Raw genomic sequence first — 26,363 nt, forward strand, 5'->3', positions numbered from 1 at the left:
GTTGCCGCTAGCAGCGGCAGGATGCGAAAGGCCCTTCTTGCCCTGATGCTGCTTGCCGCCGCCCCTCTACCCGCCGCCGAAGACCCGCATCTCTGGCTCGAGGAGGTGGAGGGCGAGCAGGCGCTTGCCTGGGTGCGCGCAGAGAACGCCCGCTACCTCCCCGAGCTCGAGTCGGTGCCCGGCTTCCGCGCGTGGCAGGCCCGCGCCCAGGAAATCCTCGAGGACCCCCGACGTCTGGCGCTGCCAACCGGTGCCCTGCCCTCGGGCCTGACCGACACGCAGGTCTTCAACGTCTGGCGCGATGCGAAGGCCGTGCGCGGGCTCTGGCGGATGAGCCCCCGCGCGGCGTGGGAAGCGGGGGCGCCGGAATGGACCACCCTTCTCGACCTCGACGCGCTCGAGGCCGAGGAGAAGAGGAACTGGCAGTGGGGCGGCGCGACGTGCCTGCCGCCCGACGTCCGCCGCTGCCTCGTCCGCCTGTCGGTCGGCGGGAAGGATTCGGTCGAGATCCGCGAGTTCGACACCGCGGAGCGCCGCTTCGTGCCGCTCGCGGACGGCGGCTTCCGCCTGCCCGACGCCAAGCAGCAGGTCGCCTGGCTCGACGAGAACCGGCTCCTCGTGGCGACTGCGGCAGAGCCCGTCACCACCTCGGGCTATGCCCGCGAGGTGCGGCTGTGGGAGCGGGGCACCCCCTTCGCTTCGGCCCGGCTGCTCGCCGAGGGAGAGGCGACCGACATGGGCATGTGGCCCCAGGCGTTCGGCACCGGCGAGGGCCGCCGCCACGTCATCGACCGCCGCGTCACCTTCTGGACCGGCAAGCTTCTGCACCTGATGGCCGACTGGTCGCTCGCCCCGGCCCCGCTCCCCGATGACGCCGACTTCCGCTTCATCGCCGACCTCGGCGACGGCAAGGGCCCCCGCGCCTTCGCCCTGCTCCGCTCGGACTTCGCGGGCATCCCTGCCGGCAGCCTCGTCGCCTACACGGTCCCGAACGTCACGCCGCTGGGGCCGGTCGAGCGGGTGTTCACGCCCGGCCCCACCCAGGCGATCCGAGACGTGCAGGCGACCGGCCAGGCCCTCTACGTCCACCTCCTCGACAATGTCGCCGCGCGGGTCCTCCGGCTGACGCCGACCGCAGGCGGCTGGGCAGTGCGCGACGTGCCCGTGCCTCCCAACTCGGCAGTGACCCTTCTGGCGACCGACACCCGGGACACGCTCGCCTTCACGGTTGCCGACTTCACCACGCCCGACCGGCTGATGCTCGCCTCGGGCACGACTCCCCCTCGCGAGCTGGCGCGCAACCCCGCCTTCTTCGACGGCAGCCGGTTCGAGGTCACGCAGCGCTTCGCGACCTCAAAGGACGGCACGCGCGTACCCTATTTCGTCGTCCGCCCGAGGGGGACGAAGGGGCCTCTGAAGACCCTGCTCTTTGCCTACGGCGGCTTCGAGATCCCGATGGTGCCGGCGTATCCGAGCCCCGACGTCATCATGTGGCTCGAGCAGGGCGGGCAGTATGTGCTCGGCAACATCCGCGGCGGCGGCGAGTTCGGCCCCCGCTGGCACCAGGCGGCGCTGCGCGAGAAGCGGCAGGCGAGCTATGACGACCTTCACGCCATCGCCGAGGACCTGAAGCGCCGGAAGCTGGCCAGCCGCATCGCCGTCCATGGCCGCTCGAACGGCGGGCTGATGGCAAGCGTCGCCTACACCCAGCGCCCCGACCTCTACGATGGGGCGATGGTGGGCGTGCCGCTCGCCGACATGCGCCGCTACCATCTCCTCCTCGCTGGCGCCTCGTGGATGGCCGAATATGGCAACCCCGACACCGACGACTGGGCGTTCATCTCCCGCTATTCGCCCTACCAGAACATCCGCGCCGGCGTGCGCTATCCGCGCGTCTTCTTCTACACTTCCACCAAGGACGATCGCGTCCACCCTGGTCATGCCCGCAAGATGGCCGCGCGGATGGAGGAGCTCGGCCACCCCATCTATTACTACGAGAATGTGGACGGCGGCCACGCCGGGGTCGCGAACCTGAAGGAGAGCGCCTATCGCGCCGCGCTGTTCCTCGCCTACCTGAACCGCGAACTGAAGTGACCTCGCCCTCGCTTCCCGGGTTCGACGCGGGCGCCTTCGTGGCAGCGACGCTTGCCGAGGACCTCGGCGGGCGGGTTTCGGTCGAGGGCGACATCACCGCCGTGGCAGCCATTCCGGCCGGCGCGACGCTTTCAGCGGTCCTTGCCGCGCGGCAGCCGCTCGTTCCGGCCGGCCTGTGGCTCGTGCCGCGCTTCTTCGCTGCGCTCGACCCGGAGAGCCGCTGCGAACCCCTCGCCGAGGACGGCACGCCGGTCGCGGCCGGCACGGCGCTCCTGCGCGTCTCGGGCAACGCCCGGGCGCTGCTCGCCGCCGAGCGCAGCGCGCTCAACACGCTCCAGCACCTCTCGGGCATCGCGACGCTCACCCGCGCCCATGTCGACGCCATCGCCGGGACGGGCGCGACGCTGCTCGACACGCGCAAGACGCTGCCGGGCTTACGCGCGCTCGAGAAATACGCCGTGCGCATGGGCGGCGGCACCAACCACCGCATGGGCCTTTTCGACGCGCCGATGGTGAAGGACAACCACATCGCCGCCGCCGGGTCGGTGCGGGCCGCAGTCGCTGCCTGCAAGGCCGCCGGGCTTGCCGGTATCACCGTCGAGGTGGACCGGCTCGACCAGATCGAGGAGGCGCTCGCTGCCGGCGCCGACCGCCTCCTCCTCGACAACATGGACGTGCCCACGCTGCGCGCGGCCGTCGCCCTCGTCGCCGGCCGGGTGCCGACGGAGGCCTCGGGCGGCGTCACGCTCGAGACCATCCGCGCCATCGCCGAGACCGGGGTCACCTTCATCTCGGTCGGCCGGCTGACCCAGTCGGCACCGGCCGCCGACATCGGCATGGACTATGCGCCGTGACGCGCGCCTCCGTCACGCTCCTCAAGGTGTTCCGCGCGGCCGAATGGGAAACGCTTCAGAAGGATGGGGGCTTCGCCGGCTCGCCCGACGATCGGCGCGACGGCTTCATCCACCTCTCGACCGAGGAGCAGCTCGAGGGCACGCTCGCGAAGCACTTCGCCGGCGAGGCAGGGCTGATCGTCGCCGAGGTCGTCCTTCCGCCCGGGGACCCGGCGCTGCGCTTCGAGCCCTCGCGCGGCGGCCAGCTCTTCCCCCACCTCTACCGCCCGCTTCGCCGCGAGGAGTGCCGCCCCCGGGCAGGGGGCTGAGAGCCCGTTGGTCTGGTCCGCTCCCCGGGGGTCGGCAGGGCCGCCGGGGCGGCCCGCGTCGGGTCAGCAGCGACCGTCGTTGCGGTCGATCGAACGGCCGATGAGCCCGCCGGCCGCGGCACCCGCGATGGCGCCTGCGGTGCGGTCGCGGGCGACCTGGCTGCCGACAAGCCCGCCGAGCGCCGCTCCGGCTACCAGCCCGCCGGTGCCGCGGTCGCGATGGCGGCATTCCTCGCGCCAGCGGGCGTCGCGCCGCCCGTCCCGGCGGTCGTCCCAGCGGGCGTCGCGCCAGCGCCGGTCATCGCGGCGGGCCTCGCGAAGGCCGTCGCGCCAGCCGGCCTCGTAGCTTCGCGCGTCGCCCCGCACCCGGTAGCGCCGGTCGCGCAGCGCATCCTCGAAGCCCCGCTCATACGCACGGCGGTCGAAACGCCGGTCATCCCAGCGGTCATCCCAGCGGGCCTCCCGCCAGCCGTGGGCCGGAGCCCAGCCGGGCGGGCCGGCGAGCGCCGGTGCGGCAAGCGCCGCGGAAACGGCGGTGGCAAGCGCTGCGCGCAGGATCCTCGGTTGCATCGGTCGTCTCCTCAGGTTGGCCCATGCATGCTGCCTCAGGGGCCCTGAATTTGCCGCAACATCCAGTTCAGCTGCGGGCAAGCGTGCCCTGTGCGGGACGGCGCGAAGGAAGGCCAGGATCAGGCAACGGAAGGCGTGATGCCGCGGGCGGGACCGACCCGTGTCTCAGCGCGTGCCACCGCGTCTCTCGAAGACAAAGGCTTCAGCGTCTTAGACTTCCGTTGTGTTTGACCGGCGCACTCAGGGCATGCACCAAACGCATGCAGGTGTATGGACCGCTGCGTGGACAGGCGGAGGCGCGGGGCATGGGCAGGCGGCTTTCGGCGCGGCGCGTCGAGACGGCCGGCGAGGGCTGGCACTTCGACGGGGCAGGCTCGGGCCTCGCGCTCCGGGTGCGGGGCAATAGCCGCTCCTGGGTGCTCCGGGTGCGCATGGACGGCCGCCAGCGTGACATCGGCCTTGGCCGCTGGCCTGACGTGTCCCTTGCCATGGCGCGGCAGCGGGCCGCCGAAATGCGCCGCGCCATTGCCGAGGGCCGCGACCCCGTGGCCGAGCGCAGGGCCGCGCGGGCGGTGCCGACGCTGGCGCAGGCGCTCGAGGCGTGGATCGCCAAGGAAGCGCCGGGCTGGAAGGGCGGCGCAGACGGCCACACGGCGCGGGCAACGCCCAGGCTGTTCGCCCGCCACCTGCCGGCGCTCATGGGCCGGCGCGTCAACCGCATCGACGAAAAGACCATCGTGGCCGCGCTCGCACCGGTGTGGATCGCGCGGCAGGAGACGGGGCGCAAGCTCATGGAGCGGCTGCGGGGCACGCTCCGGCTTGCCAAGGCGCAGGGCCATTGCGGCGGCATCGACTGGGAGGAGGTGGCCGAGGCGCTGCCCTCGGTGCGGCGCGAGGTGGCGCACCATGGCATGCTGCCGTTACCTGAGGTGCCGGGCTTCGGGCGCCACCTTGCAGCGCGCGACACCTGGGCGGCGCGGGCGCTCGCCTTCGTGCTCCTGACCGCCTGCCGCTCGGGCGAGGCGCGAGGCGCAGAATGGGCCGAGATCGACGCGGGGGCGGGCCTGTGGACCATCCCCGCCAGCCGCATGAAGGCGCGCCGCGAACATCTGGTGCCGCTCTCGAAGCCGGCGCTGGCGCTCCTCGAACGCTGCCGGGAGGAGGGGCAGGCGCTGCATCCGGACTGCCCGCTGCTGTTCCCGAGCCCCGCGAGCGGCAAGCCGTTGAGCGACGTGGCGCTTGCCAGGCTGCTGCGCGAGGCGGGCCACAAGGGCGCGACCGTCCACGGCTTCCGCTCGGCCTTCCGGTCATGGGCGGCGGAGACGGGCGCAAGCCGCGAGGTGGCCGAGGCGTGCCTTGCCCATGCCCCCGAGGGCGGCGCGGTGGAACGGGCCTACCAGCGCGCGGCGATGATCGAGCGCAAGCGCAGCCTCCTCGACGCATGGGCCGCCTTCGTCACCGGCGAGGCCGAAGCGGGCCGGGTGGTGCCGCTGCGCGGCGTGGGGCTGGAGGCCGGAGACTGCGGTTGACTCGCTGAGCGTTCTTGACATGTTCGCCACGGCGCGCGCGGGTGACCGGCGCGAGCCGGGGCGGGATGCGCCGAGGGACGGTCCTTCGGGCGGGCGGCGGGACGCTCCTGCCGCGATTGGCGGGATGCCACCGGGGCAGCCGCGCTCCGTGTAAGCCATGCCCCCCCACCTCCGATAAGGTGCCGTTGTGCTCGTCACCGTGCGCGCAGGCTGCGAGCGGCTATGCGTCTCAAGAGCTAAGCTTTTCCGATGAATCCAGGTCGGGGCGCTCCGGCCGGCCAGAATCGGCGGTGGACGCTGTTCCGGCCCGGGGAGATCGCGCGTCTCGCGGCCCTGAGCGCTCGGACTCGGCCGGCCGGGCACGACCTTGCCGCCTCCGGACAGCCGGGCGAACCCTCGCAGGAGCCGGCTGCCGTCGCCATCCGGCAGGAAGTCCGGAGTTATGTCAGGGCCTTGGACCGGGCGGCGCGGATGGCGTCCCTTGTCGGGAACCCGGAGGGGCTGGCGGCGGCGGTCGAGGCGCCGGCGTGGCGCTCGGGCCTCGACCCCGAGGCGCTTGCGGACCTCCTGCGGCGCGCGGCGGCGGCCCTGGTTCCCCGCCTGGGCCGCGCTCTCGGCCGGAGAGCTGGCGCGGTTCCCGATCCTGCCCGGCATCGAGTTCCTCCGGGCCTGAGCGGACAGCGACGCCCCGGGTCTCGACGCAGCGCGGACCCTGTGTCGGCGCGACACGGACGGGGGCCGGCATGCCGAGCTGATCCGGCCCAAGGCCGAGGGCACGGACCTCGCGGACCTCTTGGAAGCCCGGCTCCGGGCGAAAATCTCCCCACGCGCCTAAAACCGGCTGGCCGGCGGTTTCCAGCAGCCCGCGCCAGAAGGTTCCTACCCCCCCACCCCCGGACGCGGCGCTAGCCCTGCTTCTCGGCCTCGCGCACTGCGCCTTCGAGGGTTGCGACGATGCGCGTCTGCCAGCCCGGCCCGCCAGCCCGGAAATGGGCAATCACATGGCGCGGCAGCCGCAATGCCACCTGCTGCCTGTCCGAGCGCGTGGAGCCCTTCGGCCGCCCGGGCCGCCGTGGAAAGGCGGCGGCAAGCTCCGGAAACTCGGAAACCGGCCGGGCGCGGGCAAAATCCTCCGCCGTCCATTCGGGGTTGTCATCGTCGAACACGGGCGGACGCTCAGTCCTGCGCGGCATGGCGTCTGATCGCCTTCCTGCGCGCGGCGGAGCGAAATCACCCGCACCCGCCCTTCGCGCAGCGTGACGGCGGTGCAATGCGGCCGGCCGTCGATGAGGCCGAAGAGGCGAAAGCGCGGCTCCTCGAACCGCGCGTCCGGCACCACGGCCAGAACCTCGACCTCGACCGCCCGGGCCAGCGACAGGCCGTGCTTGGCGATGGTCGCGGTATCCTTGGCCGGATCGAACGCGATGTCCACCGATTTCCCGTGGCGACGCGAAACCCCCGCGACAAGGCCAGGCTTGCTGAAGCCCGGGCCAAGCGGGAAGCTGGCAACCGGCGGGGCACCGCCGCCCCACAAGGTATCGTGGAACCCGCCTCAGCCGGCCTCGGACGGCGCCGCCCCAGGGGCAGCCGCATGGCCTGGCTCGGAAGCCGTCCAAAGACCCCAGTCGAAACAGCGGTCTGTCTGGAAACTATGGTGCCGCTTGTCAGACTCGAACTGACGACCCCATCATTACGAATGATGTGCTCTACCGGCTGAGCTAAAGCGGCCCGGGCCCTCGGGAGGACAGGAGGGGCCTACCAGCGGCGGGCCTTGGTTTCAAGGCACGGCCGGACTAGGCGGCAAGCGTGACCGACCCGCTCCGCCACCTCGGCCAGGCAAGCCCCCTGCCCGCCTCGCCCGAGGCCGCCGTCCTCGACTACCCGCCCAACCCGCACCCGGGCGTGCCCTACCTCGTGCGCTTCACCTGCCCCGAGTTCACCTCGCTCTGCCCGGTGACCGGCCAGCCCGACTTCGCCCACCTCGTCATCGACTATGTGCCCGACGCCCGGATCGTCGAGTCGAAGTCGCTCAAGCTCTTCCTTGGCAGCTTCCGGAACCACGCCGGGTTCCACGAGGCAGTCACCGTCGGCATCGGCCGCAGGCTCGCCGAGGAGATGGCGCCTGCCTGGCTCAGGATCGGCGGCTACTGGTACCCGCGCGGCGGCATCCCCATCGACGTCTTCTGGCAGACCGGCGCACCGCCCGCCGGCCTCTGGGTGCCGGACCAGGGCGTTCCTCCCTATCGCGGGAGGGGATGAGAACGGGCCCGGCCGCTAGCAGGCAGGCGAACGAGAGGGAGGACGGGAATGGCGGGGCCGCTCCGGGGCGTGCGGATCATCGAGATGGCGGGCATCGGCCCGGGGCCCTTCTGCGGCATGATGCTCGCCGACCATGGCGCCGAGGTGATCCGCGTGGACCGGCCGGGCCGGCAGGCGCCCGAGCCCGTGCTGGGGCGCAGCCGGCGCTCGATCGTGGTGGACCTCAAGTCCCCCGACGGGGTCGCGGTGGTGCGCGACCTCGCGAAGACCGCCGACGGGCTGATCGAGGGGCTGCGGCCAGGGGTGATGGAGCGGCTCGGCCTCGGGCCCGACGTGCTGCTCGCCGACAACCCGAAGCTCGTCTACGGGCGGATGACCGGCTGGGGCCAGACCGGGCCCTATGCCCACGCCGCGGGCCACGACATCAACTACATCGCGCTTGCCGGCGCGCTCCACGCCTATGGCCGCGCCGGCGACAAGCCGACCCCGCCGATCAACATGGTGGGCGACTTCGGCGGCGGCGGCATGCTGCTCGCCTTCGCGATGGTCTCGGCCATCCTCCACGCCCGCGGCACCGGCGAGGGGCAGGTGATCGACTGCGCCATGACCGAGGGCGCGGCCGTGCTCATGGGCATGATCTGGGGCTTCCGCGGGCTTGGCGCCTGGAAGGACGAGCGGGGCGTGAACCTGCTCGACACCGGCGCCCACTTCTACGACAGCTACGCCTGCGCCGACGGCCGCTACATCGCGATCGGGTCGATCGAGCCGCAGTTCTACGCCGAGCTGCGGCGGCTGACCGGGCTCGATGCCGACCCCGCGTTCGACGCGCAGATGGACCAGGCGCAGTGGCCGGCGCTCAAGGAGAAGCTGGCGGCGCTGTTCGCGACCCAGCCGCGCGACCACTGGTGCCGCCTGATGGAAATGACGGACGTCTGCTTCGCCCCCGTGCTCTCCATGGCCGAGGCACCCTCCCACCCCCACAATGTGGCGCGCGGCACCTTCGGGGAGGTGGGCGGCATGGTGCAGCCCATGCCGGCGCCGCGCTACTCGGCCACCGCAACCGCCATGCCCACGCCGCAGCCGGCCCCCGGCGCCGACACCGACGCGCTGCTCGCCGAGCTCGGCTACGACGAAGGGAGGATCGCGGCGCTGCGCGCTTCCGGAGCGCTCGGCCGCTAGGCCGGGCGCGGCTGGCTTCGGCGGGGCCGCTCTGGCAGGGAGGCAGCCATGGTGCCCTACGCCTGCCACCCGGCCCGCTCGCGCGGGCGGCTTCACTCCGAGCCGCCGTCGCGCCTGAGGGACGCCTTCGCCCGCGACCGCGACCGGCTGATCCACGCCACCGCCTTCCGCCGGCTGCGTCACAAGACGCAGGTGTTCGTGGCGCCGGAGGGCGACCATTTCCGCGTGCGACTGACCCACAGCCTCGAGGTGGCGCAGATCGCCCGCACGCTTGCCCGCGTGCTCGCCGTCAACGAGGATCTCGCCGAGGTGGTGGCGCTCGGCCATGACGTGGGCCACCCGCCGTTCGGCCACTCGGGTGAGGAGGCGCTGGCGGCGGCCATGGCGCACGTCGGCGGCTTCGACCACAACGGCCATGCGCTCCGGGTGCTCGCCGAACTCGAGCTGCGCACCCCCGCCTTTGCCGGGCTCAACCTCTCCTGGGAGGTGCTGGAGGGGCTCGCCAAACACAATGGCCCCGTGACGGGCACGCCGGGCTGGGCGCTCGCCGAAGTGGACGCGGCCTTCCCGCTCGAGCTCGAGAGCTGGCCCGCGCTCGAGGCGCAGCTCGCGGCTCTTGCCGACGACATCGCCTACAACGCCCACGACCTCGACGATGCGCTGGGCGCCGGGCTCGTCGACGTGGAGGAGGCGGCGGCCGAAGTGCCGCTCATCGGCGTACTCTGGCGGCAGGTCAAGGCGGAGTGGCCGGGCGAGACGCGGCGCAGGCTCCTTGTGCCCCAGCTGGTGCGCGAGCTCATCGGCGCGATGGTCGACAGCCTTCTCGCCGAGACGCGCGACCGGCTGCGGGCGCTTTCCCCCGAGTTCCCTGACGACATCCGCCGGGCCGGCCGTGCGACCGTCGCCTTCGGGCCGGGCATGGAGGAAGAGCTCGCGCCGCTGAGAACCTTCCTGCGCGCGCGGATGTACGAGGCGGCGAGCGTCCAGGCTCTGCGCGAGCCGGCGGCCGCGGTGGTGCGCGGGCTGTTCGCGGCGCTGCAGGCCGACCCGGCAAGGCTGCCGGGCCGCTGGCGCGCGCTCCACGCAGAAGCGGCCCCCGACGTTGCCGACCGGGTGATCGGCGACTTCATCGCCGGCATGACCGACCGCTACGCCATCCGCACCCACGCCGAGCTCACCGGCACCAACCCGATGCCGGCCGACCTCGCCCTCTTCTGAGCCCGCGCGCCGGCCGGCCGCGGCCGGCCCTCAGTTGCGCTGGACGCGCAGGAACGGGGGGATGGTGACCCCGTCGTCCGCCGTCTCCCTGGGCTCCGGCTCGGGCGCGAGCGTCTCGACCGGCGCAGGCTCCGGCTTCGGCCGGCGCGAGAGGTTCATCATCCGCTCGAAGAGGGTGGGCTTGCGGACCGGCTCCTCCTCCGGCGCCGGGGCTGCGGGCGAGGCCGGGCGTGCCTCGGGCTCGGGGAGCGGCAGCTCGACGACGGCGGGCGGCCGCGGGCCCGAGACCGGCTCGGGGAGATCGAGGATGTCGTCCTCGGCCTCGGCCGCCGCGGGCGCGGGCTCGGGGGCGGGCTCGGGGGCGGCCGGCGAGTCCTGCGCGGGCGCGGCCTCCGGAACCGCCGGGAAGGGGGCGGCCGGCGCGGGCGCAGCCTCGGGCACAGGGGCGAGCGTGGCCGCCGGCGCAGGTGCCGGCGTGCTGCCCGGCGCCATCCGCGGGGGGCCGGCGAACGGCGGGGGCGGCGCGAAGGGCGGCGGCGCGGCCGGCCCGGGGGCCGGCGGCGGCGGGGTTTCCCCGGCCCCGGGCTGCGCACGGCCGATGCCGGCGCCGGTGCGGCCGAACATGGCGCCCGGCTGCGGGCGGGCGAAGGTCTCGGCAAGGCCCGGGATCACCCGCTGGTTGCCCTCGATGCCGGTGGCCACGACCGAGACGCGCATGCGGCCCTCGAGCGCCGGGTCGAACCCTGAGCCGAGGATGATGTTGGCATCGGGGTCCACCATGTCGCGGATGTGCTGGGCGGCCTCCTCCACTTCCATGAGGCCGAGGTCGTCGCCGCCGGTGATGTTGATGAGGACGGCCTTGGCGCCGCGCAGCGAGACCTCGTCGAGAAGCGGGTTGGAGATGGCCTTCTCGGCGGCCTCGATCGCCCGCCGTTCGCCCGAGGCCTCGCCGGTGCCCATCATCGCCTTGCCCATCTCGCTCATCACCGTGCGCACGTCGGCGAAGTCGAGGTTGATGAGGCCAGGCAGGAGCATGAGGTCGGTGATGCCGCGCACGCCCTGGTTCAGCACCTGGTCGGCCATCTGGAACGCCTGGCGGAAGCCGGTCTGCGGCGAGGCGATGAGGAAGAGGTTCTGGTTGGGGATGACGATGAGGGTGTCGACGTGCTTCTCGAGCTCGGCGATGCCAGCTTCTGCCACGCGCATCCGCCGCGCGCCCTCGAAGGCGAAGGGCTTGGTGACGACGCCGACGGTGAGCACGCCCCGCTCGCGCGCGGCGCGGGCGACGACCGGGGCGGCGCCCGTGCCGGTGCCGCCCCCCATGCCGGCGGCAATGAAGCACATGTGGGTGCTCTCGAGCACCGAGTCGATCTCGCCGATCACCTCCTCGGCAGCGGCAGCGCCGAGTTCGGGCCGGGCGCCGGCGCCGAGCCCCTGGGTGATGCGCGGCCCGAGCTGGATTCGCCGCTCGGCGGGCGAAAGGGCCAGCGACTGGGCGTCGGTGTTGGCCACCACGAAATCGACGCCGGCGAGGCCGTCGGCGATCATGTTGGCGACGGCGTTGCAGCCCGCCCCGCCCACGCCGAAGACGGTGATCCTCGGCTTCAGCTCGGTGAAACCGGACTTCTGGAAATCGAACGGCATCTCTCGTCTCCCTCGGGTGTCAGGACTGGCGCTTCAGGACGGCAACGAGCCTGCCGAGCCAGGAGGCAGGCGCGGCAGGGGCGAGTCCGCGCGGGGCGGCCCGAAGAGGCATCCGCGCGAGATCGAGGCCGGGGCGCGCCCCGGCGAGCACGAGCCCGGCCAGCGTCGCATGGGCGACCGAGGCGTGGCTCTCGGGAAGGCCGGCAAGCCCGCGCGGGCGGCCGATGCGGACGCTTCTGGAAAGCGCGCCCGCGGCGAAGTCGGCGATGCCGCGCAGCTCGGCGGTGCCGCCGGTCAGCACCACCTGGCGGCCGGCGGTCCCGCGGAAGCCGAGCTGGTCGAGCGCGGCGGCGATCTCGCCGAACAGCAGGTCGAGCCGGGTGCGGATGACGGCGATGAGCTCGGCGCGCGGCGCCCGGCGCGGCTCGCCGGCATCATCCGGGTCGAGCGGGGGGATGTCCACCATATCGTGGTTGTCCCGTGGCACCGCCTGGGCAGCACCGTGGAGCGTCTTCAGCCGCTCGGCGGCGGCCCGGCGGGTCGCGAAGGCCGACGCGATGTCGGCGGTGATGTCGGCGCCGCCCATCGGCACCGAGGCAAGCCCCGCGAGCACGCCGCCGCCGTGGACGGCGATGGTGGTGACACCTGCGCCGATCTCGACGAGCGCCACGCCGAGCTCGCGCTCCTCCTCGGCAAGCACGGCCGCCGAAGCCGCGACGCCGGAGGCGATGATGGCCTCGACGTCGAGGTGGGCGTTGCGGACGGCGAGGTCGAGGTTGCGGCAGGGCGGGGTGGCGGCGGTGATGACGTGGATGTCGACTCCGAGCTGGTGGGCGTGGAAGCCGACCGGGTCGGTCACGCCCTCGAGGCCATCGACCATGAAGAGCGCCGGCTCGGCGTGGAGCATCGACCGGCCGCTGCCGCGGATGGCCTCGAAGATGCGGTCGCGGCCCTCGCCGAGCAGCCGCTCGAGGTCGGCCTGGGTGATCCGGTGGCCGGCAATGTCGATCTCGACCGAGGTGACCGAGCTCTCGAGCCCGCCGGCCGAGATGGCGACGAGCACCCGCTCGATCTCGACTCCCGCCGCGCGCTCGGCCTGCTGCATCGCCGCGCGCACCGCGTCCTCGGTGCGGGCCATGTCGGCAACGAGGCCGCGCTTCAGGCCGTTGCAGGCGCGCACGCCCGCACCCAGCACCCGCGGCGGCCCCTCGCCGTCCACTTCGGCGATGAGCGCGGCCACCTTCGACGTGCCGACGTCGAGCGCGGCGATCACCCGGTCGGCCTTCGGGCGCAGCAGCTGGGCAGGAGAGAGGGCGGCAACGGCCATCAGGTGCGGACCTCCGGGGCAGGCGGAAGCGCGGGCGCGAGCAGGCGCGCCCGGGCGCGCTTCTCGGCCTCGATCCGGGCCTCGGGCGTGAGGCGGACGGCCATCTGGCCCTCGATCCGGAGGTCGAAGCGGGCGAAGCCCTGGCCGAGGAGCGGCCGGGCCGCGTGGGCGGCCGCGAAGCGGGCAAGCGCTGCGGGTGCGGCCGCATCCTCAGGCAGCGCGATCGTCTCGCCGGTCTTCATCCGGAGATCCCAGCGGCGGCCGCCGACGCGCACCGCGCCGACGAGGCTCGCGGCAAGCTCGGGGTGGCGGGCCATCATCCGCAGGAAGCCGGGCGCGGCGGCATCGGCGCCCGCGCCCACGAGGAGCGGCAGCCCGGCGATCTCGGCGGCCGGCAGCATGGGAAGCGGCCGGCCCCCGGCATCGAGCAGGCGGTAGCGGCCGCCGGCCTGCCAGACCGCGACCGGCTCACGTTCGTGGAGCCTGACCTTGACCGTGTCGGGCCAGATGCGGCGGACCTCGGCCTCGGCCACCCACGGAAGCCGGGCGAGGCGCGCGGCAAGGTCAGGGAGATCGAGGAGGATCATCGCGTCGGTGCCGCCCGAGAGGACCTCGCGGTAGATCGAGAGGCGATCCTGCCGGCGGTCGCCCTCGACGATGACCTGGCGGACGGCAAAGCCCGCATCGGCGCTGGCGACGGCCGCGGCGAGGAGCAGGCGCTGCGGCAGGCCGAGCGCCACCGCCCACACGGCAGCTGCCGCGAGCGCGAGCGCGCCGAACCCGAGGAGGAGAAGGCGCCAGACGCGCCTCGGCGCCATGGCAAGCCGGAGCGGCGGCGCGGCCGGCGCGACGGCTGCCGGGCGGGCAAGCGGCCGGTTCATCGCCGGCCCTCCAGCGCGACTGCCAAGAGCCGCTCGACGAGCGCGGGGTAGCCGATGCCGCGCACGGCGGCCTGCTCGGGAACGAGGCTCAAGGGGGTCATGCCGGGCTGGGTGTTGACCTCGAGGAGGAAGAGCCCGGCGGGGCCGGCCTCCGGCGTCCAGCGGAAGTCGGCACGCGAGACGCCGCGGCAGCCGAGCAGCCGGTGCGCCCGGGCCGCAGCCTCGAGCGCGGCGGCCTCCACCTCGGCGGGAAGCTCGGCCGGGCAGAGGTGGACGGTGCGCCCGGGCGTGTACTTCGCGGCATAGTCGTAGAAGCCCGAGTCGGGCCGGAGCTCGGTGACCGCGAGCGGCTCGGCCACGCCCGTCGCCGGGTCCTCGAGCACGGCAACCGTGAGCTCGCGGCCGGGGATGAAGGGCTCGGCCAGGAGCGTCTCGTGCTGCTGCCAGGGGCCCTCGGCGCCGGCCGGAATGGGCGTGGGCAGACCGCCATCCGCCGTCACGATGGCCACCCCCACCGACGAGCCCTCGGCGACCGGCTTCAGCACATAGGGCCGCGGCAGCGGGTCGGCGGCGAACAGCTCCGCCCGGGTCACGACGCGGCCGGCCGGCATGCGGATGCCCTGCGGCACGAGGAGGGCCTTGGTGAGCGCCTTGTCGATGGCAACCGCCGAGGCGGCGACACCTGAGTGGGTGTAGGCAAGGCCGAGGAGGTCCATGAGGCCCTGGACCGTGCCGTCCTCGCCGGGCGTGCCGTGAAGCGCGTTGAAGACGACGTCCGCGCGGGTGGCGAGCAGGCGTTCGGCAAGCGTCGCGCCGGCGGCTGGCTCTTCGCCCATGTCGAGTTCGGTCACGCCATGGCCGAGGCTGCGGGCGGCCTCGGCCACGCCGCGGCCGGAGACGAGGCTCACCTCCCGCTCGGACGACCAGCCGCCCATCAGCACCGTCACCCGCATGGCGGCTCTCCCACGCGGACGATCTCCCAGCGGAGCTCGACTCCGGTTGCAGCCTTCACGCGGGCGCGGACCTCCTCGCCGAGCGCCTCGAGCTCGGAAGCCGTGGCGCCACCGGTGTTCAGGAGGAAGTTGGCGTGCTTCTCCGAGACCATCGCACCCCCCAGCCGGAGGCCGCGGCAGCCGGCGCGGTCGATGAGCGCCCAGGCCTTCTGGCCCGGCGGGTTGCGGAAGGTGGAGCCGCCGGTGCGCGAACGGAGCGGCTGGCTGGCCTCGCGCTCGGCGGCGATGCGGTCCATCTCGGCGGCGATCGCTGCCGGGTCTCCGGGCGCGCCCTCGAACAGCGCCTCGACGACGACGGCGCCTTCGGGCACGGCGCTTTCCCGGTAGCCGAAGCCGAGCCGCGCGCGCGGCCAGGTCTCGATGCGGCCGTCGCGGAGCACCAGCCGGGCCTCGACGAGGATGTCGGCCACCTCGCGGCCATAGGCTCCGGCGTTCATGGCCACCGCGCCGCCCACCGTGCCCGGGATCCCGCGCAGGAACTCGAGCCCGGCAATGCCCGCGTCGCGCGCGGCGCTTGCCACCGTGATGCCGAGGGCGCCGCCGCCGGCGCGGATGCGCCTGCCCTCGATGGCGACGCGCGCGAACGCCTTGGGCAGGCGCACCACAACCCCGCGCACGCCGCCGTCGCGAACGATGAGGTTGGACCCGACGCCAAGCGGGAAGACCGGGACGTCGGCGGGGAGGCTGGCCAGGGCCTCGGCAAGATCGGCCTCGTCGGCGGGGCGGAACAGGAGATCGGCCCGGCCGCCGCAGCGGAACCAGATGAGATCGGCAAGCGGCGCGTCGCGCGCGACCGTGCCGCGGACGTCGGCCAGAAGGGTGGCCGCGGCCGTCATGCCCCCTCCCCCGCAGCGCCGGGGTGGCCGAGCGCCCGGGCCAGCGCCGGCCCGAGCCGGGCTGCCCAGCGGGTGATGTCGCCGGCGCCGAGGCAGATCACCATGTCCCCCGGCCCGAGCCGGGAGGCAAGCAGGGGCGCAAGCTCGGCCTCCCCCGTGACCGTCAGCACGTCGCGGTGGCCGGATTCGCGCACCGCCTCGGCAAGCGCCAAGTGGGTGATGCCCGGGAGGGGCGCTTCGCCCGCCGGGTAGACGGGGGCGATGACCACCGTGTCGGCGTCGTTGAAGGCGGTCCGCCACTCCTCGAAGAGGTCGCGCAGGCGCGTGAAGCGGTGCGGCTGGACCACGGCGACGACCCGGGCCGGCGCGCCTTCCCGGGCGGCGGCCAGCACTGCCCGCACCTCGACGGGGTGGTGGCCATAGTCGTCGATGATGGTGACGGGGCCGCCCTGGAGGGGCACCTCGCCCACCTTCGTGAACCGGCGCTTCACGCCCGAGAAGCGGCGGAAGCCCTCGCGGATCTCCGCGTCGGCAAGGCCGAGGACATCGGCCGCGGCGATCGCGGCGAGCGCGTTCTGGACATTGTGCCGCCCGGGCATGGGGAGCTCGACGCCAGCGATCACGCGCGGCTCGGCACCATGGCGGCGGATGGTGACGTCGAAGCGGTTGCCGCCCGGCACCGGCTCCACCCGGTCGCCGCGGACGTCGGCCTGGCCGGCAAAGCCGTAGGTGACGATCCGCCGGCTGGCGACGTCGGGCAGCATCGCCTGCACCTCGGGGTGGTCGAGGCAGAGGATGGCAGCGCCGTAGAAGGGCACCTTGTCGACGAAGGCGCGGAAGGCGGCGCGCGCAGCGTCGAAGCTGCCGTAGTGGTCGAGGTGCTCGGGGTCGATGTTGGTGACGATGGCGAGCGTCGGCGGCAGGCGGAGGAAGCTGCCGTCGCTCTCGTCGGCTTCCACCACCATCCACTCGCCCGCGCCCAGCCGGGCGTTGGAGCCGTAGCTGTTGATAATGCCGCCGTTGATAACGGTGGGATCGAGCCCGCCGGCGTCAAGCAGGGCAGCCACCATCGAGGTGGTGGTCGTCTTGCCGTGGGTGCCGGCCACGCACACGGTGGACTTCAGCCGCATCAGCTCGGCGAGCATCTCGGCGCGCCGGACCACGGGGATGCGCCGGGCGCGGGCGTCCTCCACCTCGGGGTTGCCCGGCCTGATGGCGGTCGAGACCACCACCACCTGCGCCTCGCCGAGGTTGGCGGCGGCGTGGCCGATGGCAACCGGGATGCCCCGCGCGCGCAGCCGCTCGACGGTTGCGTTCTCGGCGATGTCGGAGCCCTGCACGCGGAAGCCGAGGTTCGCCATCACCTCGGCAATCCCCGACATGCCGATGCCGCCGATGCCGACGAAGTGGATGGGCCCCACCTCGCGGGTGAAGCGGGCCCGGCCGGAAGCGAGCGGCGGCGCGCTCATGCCGCCTCCCGCGCGGCAGGGGGAGCGGCAGGGGCCAGCCCGGCCTCGGCCTCGACGAGATCGGCGAGGAGGCGCACGGCATCGGGCCGACCGAGCGCACGCGCCGCGGCCGCGGCTGCAACCAGGCTCTCGGGCGAGCGCAGGAACCCCTCGACCGCCCCGGCCAGCGCGGCCGGCGTGAAGTCCCGCTCGGCGAGCACGCGGCCGGCCCGCGCGGCGGCAAAGGCGCGGGCGTTGGCGCTCTGGTGATCGTCGGTTGCGGCGGCGAAGGGGACGAGGATGGCCGGCCGGCCCATCGCCGTGAGCTCGGCAAGGGTCGAGGCACCGGCGCGGGAGACGACGAGATGGGCGGCCGCCATCCGCGCGGGAAGATCGACCATGTAGGGCAGGCACTCGGCAGCGATGCCGGCGGCCCGGTAGGCGGCATCCGCTGCGGAAAGATCCTCGGGCCGCGCCTGGTGGACCACGGCAAGCCGCGCCCGCTCCGCCGGGGGAAGCAGGGCAAGCCCTGCCGGGACAACCTGCGAGAGGATGCGCGCCCCCTGGCTGCCGCCCACGACGAGAAGCCGGAACGGCGCATCCGGCGCAGGAGCCGCGAACGGCCGCTCCCGCGCGGCCAGCACCTCGGCACGGACGGGATTGCCGGTGACGACGGTACGGACGCCTGCGGGCACGCGCGCCGTCTCCTCGAACGAGAGGGCCAGGAGCGAGACGCGGCGGGCGAGGAACCGGTTCACCCGGCCGAGCACGGCGTTCTGCTCGTGGAGGAGGGCCGCCTGCCGTTCGGCGCGGGCGGCGAGCATCGCCGGGAGCGCCGGATAGCCGCCGAAGCCCACCACCGCACGCGCGCCGAGCGCGCGCAGGAGCCCGCAGGCGGCGCTGCGGCCGGCCAGAATGGCGCGCCCGGCCCGCACCCAGCCCACCGGGTCGAGCCCGGCGGCGGTGGCGGCCGGGATGACGTGGACCGGCACGCCCTCGAACAGCCCGGGGAAGCGGGTGCCGCGCGCATCGGTCACCAGGGCGACCGCGCGCCCGCGGCGGCGGAGCTCGCCGGCGAGCGCATCGGCCGGCACCATGTGCCCGCCGGTGCCGCCCGCGGCCAGCAGGATCGCGCCCGCGCTCATGCCGGCTGCGCCCGGAGATAGGGGGAGGCCTGCACGTGCCGGTTGCGGCGCGTGAAGGCGAGCAGGAGGCCCATGCCGAGCGCGGTCGCGAGGTAGGAGGAGCCGCCGTGGGAGACGAAGGGAAGCGTCATGCCCTTCGACGGCGCGAGCGCGAGGTTGACGCTCATGTTGATGAAGGCCTGGGCTCCGAACTGGAGTGCGAGCCCGGCCCCCGCGAGCAGGGTGAACGGATCGTCCTCCTCCACAAGTTGTAGAACGACCCGGAGTATAATCACCAGATATAGTAGGGCAAGCGCGAAGGCCGCGATGGCGCCAAACTCCTCGCCGATGACCGCGAAGACATAGTCGGTATGGGCCTCGGGCAGGCGGAACTTGGCGGTGCCGTCGCCGGGCCCGGTGCCGAACAGGCCGCCGGCGCGGAAGCAGTCGAGCGCGCGGTCCACCTGGTAGGTGTCTCCCTCGCCGTGGAGGAAGCCGTCGATGCGGCGGGCGACGTGCGGGCTGGTGACATAGGCAAGCGCGAGGCCGACGAGGCCGAGGCCGAGGCCGCCGAAGACGAGGAGGAGGGGCAGGCCGGCAAGCGCCGCCATGGCCAGCCACACGGCCATCAGAAGCGCGGCCTGGCCGAAGTCGGGCTGAAGGGCGAGGAGGCCGACGACAAGGGCGAGGAGGCCCGCCGAGAGCGGGATGACCGGCAGGCTCGGGTCATCGAAGCGGGCGGCGAGCAGCCAGGCGGAGAGCACGACGAAGAGCGGCTTCAGGAGCTCGACGGGCTGGAGCTGGAAGCCGGGCAGCTGGATCCAGCGGGTGGCGCCGTTCACGTCCGTGCCGATGAAGGGAACGGCGGCAAGCGCCACGAGCGCGAGGAGCGCGCCGGCGAGCGCGAGCGTGCGCGCGGCGCGCTTTTCCAACATCGAGACGGCGAGCATGAGGGCAAGCCCGAGCGCGGCCCACAGCAGCTGGCGCTCGAGGAAGAAGAGCGGAGGGATGCGGGTTGCGGCGTCGGAGAGGCGGAGCGCCGCCGCCGGCGAGGCGGCAGCCACCGCGATGAGCCCGAAGCCCATGAGGGCGAGGAGAAGGAAGAGGAGCGGCCGGTCCACCGTCCAGAACCAGCGGGCGAGGAAGGAGCGGTCGGCACGGCCGAGGCGCAAGAGGTCACCCATGGGCCGTCTCCCCGAGCGCTTCGACGGCGGCACGGAAGGCCTCGCCGCGCTCGGCATAGTCGCGGAACTGGTCGAAGCTCGCGCAGGCCGGGGCGAGCAGCACCGTCTCGCCGGGCCGGGCGGCGCGGGCGGCATCGCGCACCGCCTGCTCGACGGTGCCCGAGCGCACCACCGGCACGTGCGGCGCGAGGATCGCCGCGAAGCGCGCGGCGGCCTCGCCCACGAGATAGGCGGCGCGGACGTTGCCGAGATGAGGGAGGCAGGCGTCGAGGTCGTCGGTCTTGGCCTGGCCACCGGCGATCCAGTGGATGCCGGGGAAGGCCCGGAGCGCGGGCGCTGCGCTCTCGGGGTTGGTCGCCTTGCTGTCGTTGACGAAACGGACGCCGGAGACGGTTGCCACCGTCTCGAGCCGGTGGGGGAGGCCCCGGTAGGTGGCGAGCCCCCTGGCGATGGCGTCTGCGGGAAGGCCGAGCGCGCGGGCGGCGGCGATGGCGCAGGCGGCGTTCTGGGCGTTGTGGGGGCCGGCGAGCGCCGGCCAGCCGGCCTGCTCGGCGGGCGCGATGTCGGCCGCCGACACGCGGATGACGCGGAGCCGCGCGGCCTCGGCATCGGCGATCGCGCGCGTTTGCGGATCGTCGGTCGCGATGACGGCGGTGGCGCCGTCGGGCTGCATGGCGAACAGCCGGGCCTTGGCGGCAGCGTAGGCCGCGAACGAGGCGTAGCGGTCGAGATGGTCGCGGGTGATGTTGGTGAGGATGGCAAGGTCGCAGGCAAGCGTACGGGAGAGGTCCACCTGGAAGCTCGAGATCTCGACGACCCAGACGCCGCCGGCGGGAAGCGGCGCGGCGTCGAGAATGGGGGTGCCGATGTTGCCGGCAAGGGCGGCGGGCACGCCCGCCCCGGCCACGATGTGGTGGAGGAGCGCGGTCGTCGTCGACTTGCCGTTGGTGCCGGTGATGCCGACGAGGCGGTGGGAGCCGAAGGTGGCGCGGGCGGCCTGGAACAGCTCCATGTCACCGATGACGGGAACGCCGGCCTCGCGCGCGCGGGCGGCGAGCGGGTGGCGGTTCAGGGGCACGCCGGGCGAGACGACGAGGCCGGCAAGCCCCGCAAGTGGTACGGCCATCGGGTCGGCAAGGGCGAGGCCGGGGTGGGCGGCCTCGGCCGCCGCACGGGCCTCGGCGCGGTCGTCCCAGGCCGCGACGTCGGCGCCCGAGCGGCGCAGGAAGCCGACCGCGGCCAGGCCCGAGCGGGCAAGGCCGAACACGGCGTAGCGCCGGCCGGCAAGCGACGGCGCGTGGAGGGCGGGTCCGCTCATCGGAGCTTCAGCGTCGCAAGGCCGGCAAGCGCCAGCACGATGGAGATGATCCAGAAGCGGATGACGATGGTGGGCTCCGACCAGCCCTTCTTCTCGAAGTGGTGGTGGATGGGCGCCATCAGGAAGACCCGCCGGCCGGTCATGCGGAAGCTCGCCACCTGGACGATGACCGAGAGCGCCTCGACGACGAAGAGGCCGCCGACGAGGAGGAGCACGAGCTCGTGGTTGGTGATGACGGCGAGCGTGCCGATGGTGCCGCCGATCGCGAGGCTGCCGGTGTCGCCCATGAAGACGGCTGCCGGCGGCGCGTTGAACCAGAGGAAGCCGAGCCCGGCGCCGACGATCGCGCCCACGACGACGATGAGCTCGCCCGCGCCGCGGACGAAGCGCACGCCGAGATAGTCGGCGAAGACGAAGTTGCCGACGAGGTAGGCGATGATGCCGAAGGTGGCCGCGGCGATGATGACCGGCATGATGGCAAGGCCGTCGAGACCGTCGGTGAGGTTGACCGCATTGGCGGCGCCCACGATCACGAGCGCCCCGAAGGCGATGTAGCCGGGCCCGAGCTCGAGCCCGACGTCCTTGAGGAGCGGGACGTAGAGGGTGGTGCCGGTCTGGCGGGAGATGAACCAGACGGCCGCGCCGGCGATGAGGAACTCGAGGAGGAGGCGCATGCGCCCCGAGATGCCGGCCGACGAGTTGCGGGTGACCTTGGCGTAGTCGTCGAGGAAGCCGATGGTGCCGAAGCCGAGGGTGACGAACAGCACCGTCCAGACGAAGGGGCGGTCCCACTCCATCCAGAGAAGGGTGGAGGCCGTCATGCAGACGAGGATCATGATGCCGCCCATGGTGGGCGTGCCCTTCTTGGTGAGGAGGTGGCTCTCCGGCCCGTCGGCGCGGATGGGCTGGCCCTTGCCCTGGCGGGCGCGCAGCCAGGCGATCATCGGCCTGCCGATGAGGAGGGCGAGGAGGAGCGCGGTCAAGGTCGACGCGCCGGCGCGGAAGGTGAGGTAGCGGACGACGTTGAGCGGCCCCGGGAAGCCGAGCCACTCGACGAGATGGTAGATCATGGGCGGCCCTCCGCAGCGAGGGCGGCGACCAGCCGGCCGAGGCCGACGCTGTTGGAGCCCTTCACCAGCAGCACGTCGCCGGGCTCAAGCATCGCCCGGGCCCAGGCAAGCGCCTCCTGCCAGTCGGCAAGATGGGTCGCGCCGTCGACGCGAAGCGCCTGCATCTCCTCGCCGACGAGGGCAAGCGCGGCGATGCCCGCCGACGCGACGGGCCCGGCAAGCCCCGCGTGGAGCGCGGGCGCGTGGGGGCCGAGCTCCTTCATCGCGCCGAGGATGGCAAGGCGCCGCCGCGCCGGCATCGCCCCCACCACGGCCAAGGCCGCGGCCATGGAGGTGGGGTTGGCGTTGTAGCTCTCGTCGACGAGGGTCGCCTCCCCCCCGGGAAGCGCGAGGCGGATCCGGGCGCCGCGGCCGTCGAGCCCGTCGAGCGCGGCAAGCGCCAGGCCCGCCTCGGCAAGGTCGCCGCCCGCTGCGGCAACGGCAGCAAGCACGGCCAGCGCGTTCGAGACCCAGTGCCGGCCGGGCAGCCCCACCCGACACGCAACCCGCTCGCCGAGGACGTCGGCGACGATGTCGGTGCCGTCGGCGTCTGGCGCGGCGTCGAGCAGCCGAACGTCGGCGCCCGGCCCCTCGCCGAAGGCGAGCACGCGCGCCGCGCGCGCCTTGGCGCGGGCGCGCAGCAGCGGCGCATGGACATTGTCGGCCGGCAGGATGGCGGTGCCGCCCGGCTCCAGCCCCTCGAAGATCTCGGCCTTGGCCTCGGCGATGCCCGTCTCGTCGGCGAAGTTCTCGATGTGGACGGCGGCCACCCAGGTGACGAGCGCGACATGGGGGCGGACCTGGGCGACGAGCGCGCGGATCTCGCCGGCGTGGTTCATGCCCATCTCGAACACGCCGAAGCGCGTGGCAGCCGGCATCCGCGCCAGCGAAAGCGGCACGCCGGTGTGGTTGTTGTAGCTCTTCTCCGACCAGTGGGTGGCATCGGGCGCGATGCGCTGGAAGGCGCGCCGCAGCGCTTCCTTCACCCCCGTCTTGCCGACCGAGCCGGTCACGCCGACGATGGTGGCGCCGGTGCGCGCCCGCGCCGCTCTCCCCAGGGCCTCGAGCCCCGCCATGGTGTCGGGCACCAGCACGTGCGGCCCCTCGACCGGCCGGGCGACCACTGCCGCGACAGCCCCTGCCGCGCGCGCATCGGCCACGAAGGCGTGGCCGTCGTGGCGGGTGCCGGGAAGCGCGACGAAGAGGTCGCCGGCCAGCACCTCGCGGCTGTCGAAGCTGACGCCGCCGGCCGCGAAGCCGGCCGACGGGGTGCCGCCGGTCGCGGCGGCGACCTCCGCTGCCGTCCACAGCGGCGGCGGAAGGCCGCTCACCGCCCGGCCTCCTCGCGCGCGACCGTCACGTCGTCGAAGGGCAGCACCTCGGTGCCGACGATCTGCCCCTGCTCGTGGCCCTTGCCCGCCACCAGCACCACGTCGCCGTCACGGGCCTCGGCGATGGCGCGGGCGATCGCGGCGCGCCTCCCCGGCACCTCGACGGCGCCCGGGTGCCCGGCGAGGATCGCGGCGCGGATCGCGGCCGGGTCCTCGCTTCGCGGGTTGTCGTCGGTCACGATCGCGAGGTCGGCCATCTCGCCGGCCACCCGCCCCATCAGCGGCCGCTTGCCGCGGTCGCGGTCGCCGCCGCAGCCGAAGACGAGGATGAGCCGGTTCGCCGTGTGGGGGCGAAGCGCCGCAATGGCGGCCGCCAGCGCGTCGGGCGTGTGGGCATAGTCCACGTAGACCGGCGCGCCGGCAGGCGTCACCACCGCGCGCTCGAGGCGGCCGCGGATGGCGGTGATGCGAGCAAGCGCGCCAAGCACGGCATCGGCCGGGTGGCCGAGCGCGACGACGAGGCCGGCGGCCACCAGCGCGTTCGCTGCCTGGTAGCCGCCGATGAGCGTCAGCAGCACCGCGTGGCGGCGGCCCTCGTGGACGATTCCGAGCTCCTGGCCGAGGCGCGTGGGCCGGCGGTCGACGAGGCGGAGGAAATCCCCGTCGGGACCGACGGCAAGCACGGGAAGGCCGCGCGCTGCGGCGCCCGCGCGCACCCGGGCGCCCCAGTCCGCGCCTTCGGCCTGGTCGTCACGCCAGACGACGGCGGGCGCCCCGGGCTCGGCCACCTCGGTGAAGAGGCGGAGCTTGGCGGCGAAATAGGCCTCCATCGTGCCGTGGTAGTCGAGGTGGTCGCGCGACAGGTTGGTGAAGGCCGCAGCACGAACCGGCAGGCCCTCGGTGCGGTGCTGGTCAAGCCCGTGGGACGAGGCCTCGAACGCCAGGTGGGTGATGCCCTCGCGGGCAAGCCCCGCGGCGGTCGCAAGGAAGGTGACGACGTCGGGCGTGGTGAGCGCCGACTGGCCCGCCCGGACGCGCTCGTCGGCGGTCGTCACGCCGAGCGTCCCCATGCTGGCCGCCCGTTCGCCGAGCAGGTGCCAGAGCTGGCGGGCAATCTCGACCGTCGAGGTCTTGCCGTTGGTGCCGGTGACGGCGGCGGTCACCCGCGGGAAGGGAGCGTACCAGGCCCCGGCGAGCCGGGCGAAGGCAGCGCGCGGGTTGCTGGCGGCGACGTGGAGCGCGCCCTCGACCGGGGCCTCCGGGCGGGCGACGACCGCGATCGCGCCGCGGCGCACCGCCTCGGGGATGACCGTCTCGGCATCGAAGCTGGCGCCGCGGAAGGCCCCGAACACGTTGCCGGGGGCCACCTGGCGGTGGTCGATCGCAAAGCCGGTGATGCGGCCGGCAAGCGGTGCAAGCGGCGTGCCCGCGAGCGTCACCGGCGGCGCTCCTGGTAGAGGCCGGCGATCATCGAGAGGTCGGGCTCGCGCGCCGGGTCGGGCCGGACTCCGAGGACGGGAGCGATCCGCAGCACGACGTTGCGGAAGGCGGGCGCGATGGTGGCCCCGGCGGTGCGTCCGCCACCGGCCTCCGGGTCGCCGCGCGGGTCGTCGAGCATCACGACGACGACGTAGCGCGGCGCATCCATGGGGAAGGCGCCTGCGAACGTGGTGATGTTGCGGCCGCGGTCGTAGCCGCCGCCGGGCCGGGGCTTCTCGGCCGTGCCGGTCTTGCCGCCCACGCGGTAGCCGGGCGCATCCGCGCGGCGGCCGGTGCCCTCGGTCACGGCAACCCGCAGCATCGCCCGCGCGGCCGCCGACACCTCCTCGGAGAAGACGCGCTCGCCGGGCACGGCGCGCCCGGCCGGCCGCCTCAGGATGGTGGCCGGGTGATGCACGCCGCCGTTCACGAGCGTGGCATAGGCGCTGGCGAGATGGAGGGGCGTCACGGCGATGCCGTGCCCGAACCCGATGGTGAGGAGAGAGGCAAGGCCCCAGCTGGCCTCCGAGGGGTGGAGGGTGCGTCCCTTCTCGAGGATCTCGATGGGCACGGGGTCGAGAAGCCCGAGCCGGCGCAGGAACATGCGCTGGCGCTCGGCGCCCAGCGCCTCGGCCATCTTCGCCGTCCCCACGTTCGACGAGAAGATGAGCACCTCGGGCACGGTGAGGGGCCGGCCCTTGGGGTGAAGGTCGCGGATGCTGTGGCGGCCCACCCTGAGACCGCTCGTCGGGTAGGTCTCGGCAAGCGAGCGGATGGTGCCGGCCTCCATACCCATGGCGACCGTCAGGGGCTTCAGCGTGCTCCCGAGCTCGTAGACGCCGAGCGTGATCCGGTTCATGTGGCTCGGGAGACCGGCCAGCCCGCCGGGGGCATTGGCATCGAAGGCGGGCAGCGAGGCAAGCGCCAGCACCTCGCCGGTCTCGGCATCCATCACGACGCCGGCTGCCGCCTCGGCGCTCTGGCGCTCCTTCTGGCGAGCCAGCTCGGACTCGAGCACCTGCTGCACCCGGGCGTCGATCGAGAGCACCAGCGGCTCGCTGCTGCGGCGAGGGTCGGTCAACCGCTCCTCGAAGGCGCGCTCGACGCCCATCGCTCCCTCGCCGTCGATTCCGGTGAAGCCGAGGAGGTGCGCGGCGAGCGCGCCGTGGGGGTAGAGCCGCTCCGGCTCGCGCTCGAGGACGAGCGCCGGCTGGCCCAGCGCCCGGAGCGCCTCGGCCTCATCTGGCATGACCCGGCGGGCGATGAAGGTGAAGGGCGCGTCATGATGGAGCGCGGCGCGGATGGCCTCGAGCGGCCGGCGGGGAAGGATGGCGTGGATCGCCAGGGCAAGCGCCTCGCGGTCGCCGATGACGTCGTGCGGGCGGACCCCGAGCGCCATCGCCCGGTAGCTGGTGGCAAGCACGACGCCGTTGCGGTCGATGATGTCCGCGCGGGCCGGCGCAGCGGCCGCATGGGCACGCGCCGCCGGCGGCGCCGCGACGGCAAGCTCGACCAGCCGGGCGCCGAGGAGGAGGATGAGGGCGCAGAAGGCGAGCAGGCCGATGACGAGCCGCTGGCGGGCGACCCCGAGCGCCGCCTGGCGCGCGCCCGGCAGGCGCACGCTCGGCGCGCGGGAACCGGGCCGCGCCTCTGCCAGG

The 26,363-nt window shown here is 73.9% G+C and carries 22 protein-coding genes, 1 tRNA gene and 1 pseudogene; 7 read left to right on the plus strand and 17 right to left on the minus strand.

What is annotated here, in order from left to right:
- The first annotated feature begins 21 nt into the window (after nt 1–21).
- Genes H3H34_RS13580 through H3H34_RS07075 form a run of 3 tightly spaced genes read left to right on the plus strand, consistent with a single transcriptional unit; the run spans nt 22 to nt 3,256 of the window.
- On the plus strand, nt 22–2,094 hold the full coding sequence (locus H3H34_RS13580) for a prolyl oligopeptidase family serine peptidase (protein WP_194744560.1): 2,073 nt from the start codon (nt 22–24) through the stop codon (nt 2,092–2,094).
- On the plus strand, nt 2,091–2,948 hold the full coding sequence (gene nadC, locus H3H34_RS07070; RefSeq protein ID WP_194744561.1) for a carboxylating nicotinate-nucleotide diphosphorylase: 858 nt from the start codon (nt 2,091–2,093) through the stop codon (nt 2,946–2,948). Before H3H34_RS13580 ends, nadC begins: the two co-directional genes overlap by 4 nt.
- The gene (locus tag H3H34_RS07075) at nt 2,945–3,256 is read left to right on the plus strand and encodes a DUF952 domain-containing protein (RefSeq protein WP_328831505.1); all 312 of its coding nucleotides are present in this window, start codon (nt 2,945–2,947) and stop codon (nt 3,254–3,256) included. Before nadC ends, H3H34_RS07075 begins: the two co-directional genes overlap by 4 nt.
- Before the next feature lie 63 nt (nt 3,257–3,319).
- On the opposite strand, the gene H3H34_RS07080 is transcribed toward H3H34_RS07075, so the two are convergent.
- The gene (locus tag H3H34_RS07080) at nt 3,320–3,826 is read right to left on the minus strand and encodes a glycine zipper 2TM domain-containing protein (protein WP_194744562.1); all 507 of its coding nucleotides are present in this window, start codon (nt 3,824–3,826) and stop codon (nt 3,320–3,322) included.
- 305 nt (nt 3,827–4,131) lie between these two features.
- On the opposite strand from H3H34_RS07080, the gene H3H34_RS07085 reads away from it, so the two are divergent.
- Nucleotides 4,132–5,355 (plus strand): tyrosine-type recombinase/integrase, encoded by a 1,224-nt coding sequence (locus H3H34_RS07085; protein ID WP_194744563.1) that lies wholly within the window; start codon nt 4,132–4,134, stop codon nt 5,353–5,355.
- A gap of 905 nt (nt 5,356–6,260) precedes the next feature.
- Here H3H34_RS07085 and H3H34_RS07090 read toward each other — a convergent pair.
- The 3 genes and pseudogenes from H3H34_RS07090 to H3H34_RS07100 all read right to left on the minus strand — a co-directional run bounded on the left by H3H34_RS07090 (nt 6,261) and on the right by H3H34_RS07100 (nt 7,083).
- Nucleotides 6,261–6,548 (minus strand): BrnA antitoxin family protein, encoded by a 288-nt coding sequence (locus H3H34_RS07090; protein WP_194744564.1) that lies wholly within the window; start codon nt 6,546–6,548, stop codon nt 6,261–6,263.
- 26 nt (nt 6,549–6,574) lie between these two features.
- Nucleotides 6,575–6,787 (minus strand): annotated as a pseudogene (locus tag H3H34_RS07095) (BrnT family toxin); the annotation flags it as partial.
- A gap of 220 nt (nt 6,788–7,007) precedes the next feature.
- Nucleotides 7,008–7,083 (minus strand) — tRNA-Thr (locus tag H3H34_RS07100).
- A 78-nt stretch (nt 7,084–7,161) separates the two neighbouring features.
- Here H3H34_RS07100 and queF point away from each other — a divergent pair.
- Genes queF through H3H34_RS07115 form a run of 3 tightly spaced genes read left to right on the plus strand, consistent with a single transcriptional unit; the run spans nt 7,162 to nt 10,011 of the window.
- Nucleotides 7,162–7,614 (plus strand): preQ(1) synthase, encoded by a 453-nt coding sequence (gene queF / locus H3H34_RS07105; protein WP_194744565.1) that lies wholly within the window; start codon nt 7,162–7,164, stop codon nt 7,612–7,614.
- A 48-nt stretch (nt 7,615–7,662) separates the two neighbouring features.
- Nucleotides 7,663–8,793: a CaiB/BaiF CoA transferase family protein gene (locus H3H34_RS07110; RefSeq protein ID WP_194744566.1), complete on the plus strand. Its 1,131-nt coding sequence runs from the start codon at nt 7,663–7,665 to the stop codon at nt 8,791–8,793.
- Between the two features lie 48 nt (nt 8,794–8,841).
- On the plus strand, nt 8,842–10,011 hold the full coding sequence (locus H3H34_RS07115) for a deoxyguanosinetriphosphate triphosphohydrolase (RefSeq protein ID WP_194744567.1): 1,170 nt from the start codon (nt 8,842–8,844) through the stop codon (nt 10,009–10,011).
- A 30-nt stretch (nt 10,012–10,041) separates the two neighbouring features.
- On the opposite strand, the gene ftsZ is transcribed toward H3H34_RS07115, so the two are convergent.
- From ftsZ to H3H34_RS07180, 13 genes are read right to left on the minus strand one after another with little or no spacing between them, the layout of a single operon-like run.
- A complete protein-coding gene (gene ftsZ / locus H3H34_RS07120) occupies nt 10,042–11,655 on the minus strand; it encodes a cell division protein FtsZ (protein ID WP_194744568.1) in 1,614 nt (537 codons plus the stop codon).
- A gap of 19 nt (nt 11,656–11,674) precedes the next feature.
- Nucleotides 11,675–12,982, minus strand: coding sequence for a cell division protein FtsA (gene ftsA, locus H3H34_RS07125; RefSeq protein ID WP_194744569.1), 1,308 nt, complete (start codon nt 12,980–12,982; stop codon nt 11,675–11,677).
- Entirely contained in the window at nt 12,982–13,863 is an 882-nt protein-coding gene (locus tag H3H34_RS07130) for a cell division protein FtsQ/DivIB (RefSeq protein ID WP_194744570.1), read from the minus strand. Before H3H34_RS07130 ends, ftsA begins: the two co-directional genes overlap by 1 nt.
- Nucleotides 13,860–14,816 (minus strand): D-alanine--D-alanine ligase, encoded by a 957-nt coding sequence (locus H3H34_RS07135; RefSeq protein WP_194744571.1) that lies wholly within the window; start codon nt 14,814–14,816, stop codon nt 13,860–13,862. Before H3H34_RS07135 ends, H3H34_RS07130 begins: the two co-directional genes overlap by 4 nt.
- Nucleotides 14,807–15,712: a UDP-N-acetylmuramate dehydrogenase gene (gene murB / locus H3H34_RS07140; protein WP_194744572.1), complete on the minus strand. Its 906-nt coding sequence runs from the start codon at nt 15,710–15,712 to the stop codon at nt 14,807–14,809. The genes H3H34_RS07135 and murB overlap by 10 nt, the downstream gene beginning before the upstream one ends.
- Nucleotides 15,709–17,181, minus strand: coding sequence for a UDP-N-acetylmuramate--L-alanine ligase (murC, locus tag H3H34_RS07145; RefSeq protein ID WP_194744573.1), 1,473 nt, complete (start codon nt 17,179–17,181; stop codon nt 15,709–15,711). Before murC ends, murB begins: the two co-directional genes overlap by 4 nt.
- Nucleotides 17,178–18,305: a UDP-N-acetylglucosamine--N-acetylmuramyl-(pentapeptide) pyrophosphoryl-undecaprenol N-acetylglucosamine transferase gene (locus H3H34_RS07150; protein WP_194744574.1), complete on the minus strand. Its 1,128-nt coding sequence runs from the start codon at nt 18,303–18,305 to the stop codon at nt 17,178–17,180. Before H3H34_RS07150 ends, murC begins: the two co-directional genes overlap by 4 nt.
- Nucleotides 18,302–19,468 carry an FtsW/RodA/SpoVE family cell cycle protein gene (locus H3H34_RS07155; RefSeq protein ID WP_235945474.1) on the minus strand — a complete coding sequence of 389 codons (1,167 nt, stop codon included), beginning with the start codon at nt 19,466–19,468 and terminating at the stop codon, nt 18,302–18,304. Before H3H34_RS07155 ends, H3H34_RS07150 begins: the two co-directional genes overlap by 4 nt.
- Entirely contained in the window at nt 19,461–20,786 is a 1,326-nt protein-coding gene (gene murD, locus H3H34_RS07160) for a UDP-N-acetylmuramoyl-L-alanine--D-glutamate ligase (RefSeq protein WP_194744576.1), read from the minus strand. Before murD ends, H3H34_RS07155 begins: the two co-directional genes overlap by 8 nt.
- Nucleotides 20,783–21,856: a phospho-N-acetylmuramoyl-pentapeptide-transferase gene (mraY, locus tag H3H34_RS07165; protein ID WP_194744577.1), complete on the minus strand. Its 1,074-nt coding sequence runs from the start codon at nt 21,854–21,856 to the stop codon at nt 20,783–20,785. The genes murD and mraY overlap by 4 nt, the downstream gene beginning before the upstream one ends.
- Nucleotides 21,853–23,226, minus strand: coding sequence for a UDP-N-acetylmuramoyl-tripeptide--D-alanyl-D-alanine ligase (locus H3H34_RS07170; protein ID WP_194744578.1), 1,374 nt, complete (start codon nt 23,224–23,226; stop codon nt 21,853–21,855). The genes mraY and H3H34_RS07170 overlap by 4 nt, the downstream gene beginning before the upstream one ends.
- Nucleotides 23,223–24,665, minus strand: coding sequence for a UDP-N-acetylmuramoyl-L-alanyl-D-glutamate--2,6-diaminopimelate ligase (locus H3H34_RS07175; protein WP_194744579.1), 1,443 nt, complete (start codon nt 24,663–24,665; stop codon nt 23,223–23,225). Before H3H34_RS07175 ends, H3H34_RS07170 begins: the two co-directional genes overlap by 4 nt.
- Nucleotides 24,662–26,326, minus strand: coding sequence for a peptidoglycan D,D-transpeptidase FtsI family protein (locus H3H34_RS07180; protein ID WP_328831514.1), 1,665 nt, complete (start codon nt 26,324–26,326; stop codon nt 24,662–24,664). Before H3H34_RS07180 ends, H3H34_RS07175 begins: the two co-directional genes overlap by 4 nt.
- Nucleotides 26,327–26,363: the final 37 nt, after the last annotated feature.

The organism is Thermaurantiacus tibetensis (genome assembly GCF_015354055.1).
GTDB lineage: Bacteria > Pseudomonadota > Alphaproteobacteria > Sphingomonadales > Sphingomonadaceae > Thermaurantiacus > Thermaurantiacus tibetensis.

Coding starts and splice junctions, on each gene's coding strand:
- H3H34_RS13580 (WP_194744560.1), top strand. CDS start 22: ATGCGAAAGGCCCTTCTTGCCCTGATGCTGCTTGCCGCCGCCCCTCTA.
- H3H34_RS07080 (WP_194744562.1), bottom strand. CDS start 3,826: ATGCAACCGAGGATCCTGCGCGCAGCGCTTGCCACCGCCGTTTCCGCG.
- H3H34_RS07085 (WP_194744563.1), top strand. CDS start 4,132: ATGGGCAGGCGGCTTTCGGCGCGGCGCGTCGAGACGGCCGGCGAGGGC.
- H3H34_RS07090 (WP_194744564.1), bottom strand. CDS start 6,548: ATGCCGCGCAGGACTGAGCGTCCGCCCGTGTTCGACGATGACAACCCC.
- H3H34_RS07110 (WP_194744566.1), top strand. CDS start 7,663: ATGGCGGGGCCGCTCCGGGGCGTGCGGATCATCGAGATGGCGGGCATC.
- H3H34_RS07115 (WP_194744567.1), top strand. CDS start 8,842: ATGGTGCCCTACGCCTGCCACCCGGCCCGCTCGCGCGGGCGGCTTCAC.
- ftsZ (WP_194744568.1), bottom strand. CDS start 11,655: ATGCCGTTCGATTTCCAGAAGTCCGGTTTCACCGAGCTGAAGCCGAGG.
- ftsA (WP_194744569.1), bottom strand. CDS start 12,982: ATGGCCGTTGCCGCCCTCTCTCCTGCCCAGCTGCTGCGCCCGAAGGCC.
- H3H34_RS07130 (WP_194744570.1), bottom strand. CDS start 13,863: ATGAACCGGCCGCTTGCCCGCCCGGCAGCCGTCGCGCCGGCCGCGCCG.
- H3H34_RS07135 (WP_194744571.1), bottom strand. CDS start 14,816: ATGCGGGTGACGGTGCTGATGGGCGGCTGGTCGTCCGAGCGGGAGGTG.
- murB (WP_194744572.1), bottom strand. CDS start 15,712: ATGACGGCCGCGGCCACCCTTCTGGCCGACGTCCGCGGCACGGTCGCG.
- murC (WP_194744573.1), bottom strand. CDS start 17,181: ATGAGCGCGCCGCCGCTCGCTTCCGGCCGGGCCCGCTTCACCCGCGAG.
- H3H34_RS07150 (WP_194744574.1), bottom strand. CDS start 18,305: ATGAGCGCGGGCGCGATCCTGCTGGCCGCGGGCGGCACCGGCGGGCAC.
- H3H34_RS07155 (WP_235945474.1), bottom strand. CDS start 19,468: ATGGGTGACCTCTTGCGCCTCGGCCGTGCCGACCGCTCCTTCCTCGCC.
- murD (WP_194744576.1), bottom strand. CDS start 20,786: ATGAGCGGACCCGCCCTCCACGCGCCGTCGCTTGCCGGCCGGCGCTAC.
- mraY (WP_194744577.1), bottom strand. CDS start 21,856: ATGATCTACCATCTCGTCGAGTGGCTCGGCTTCCCGGGGCCGCTCAAC.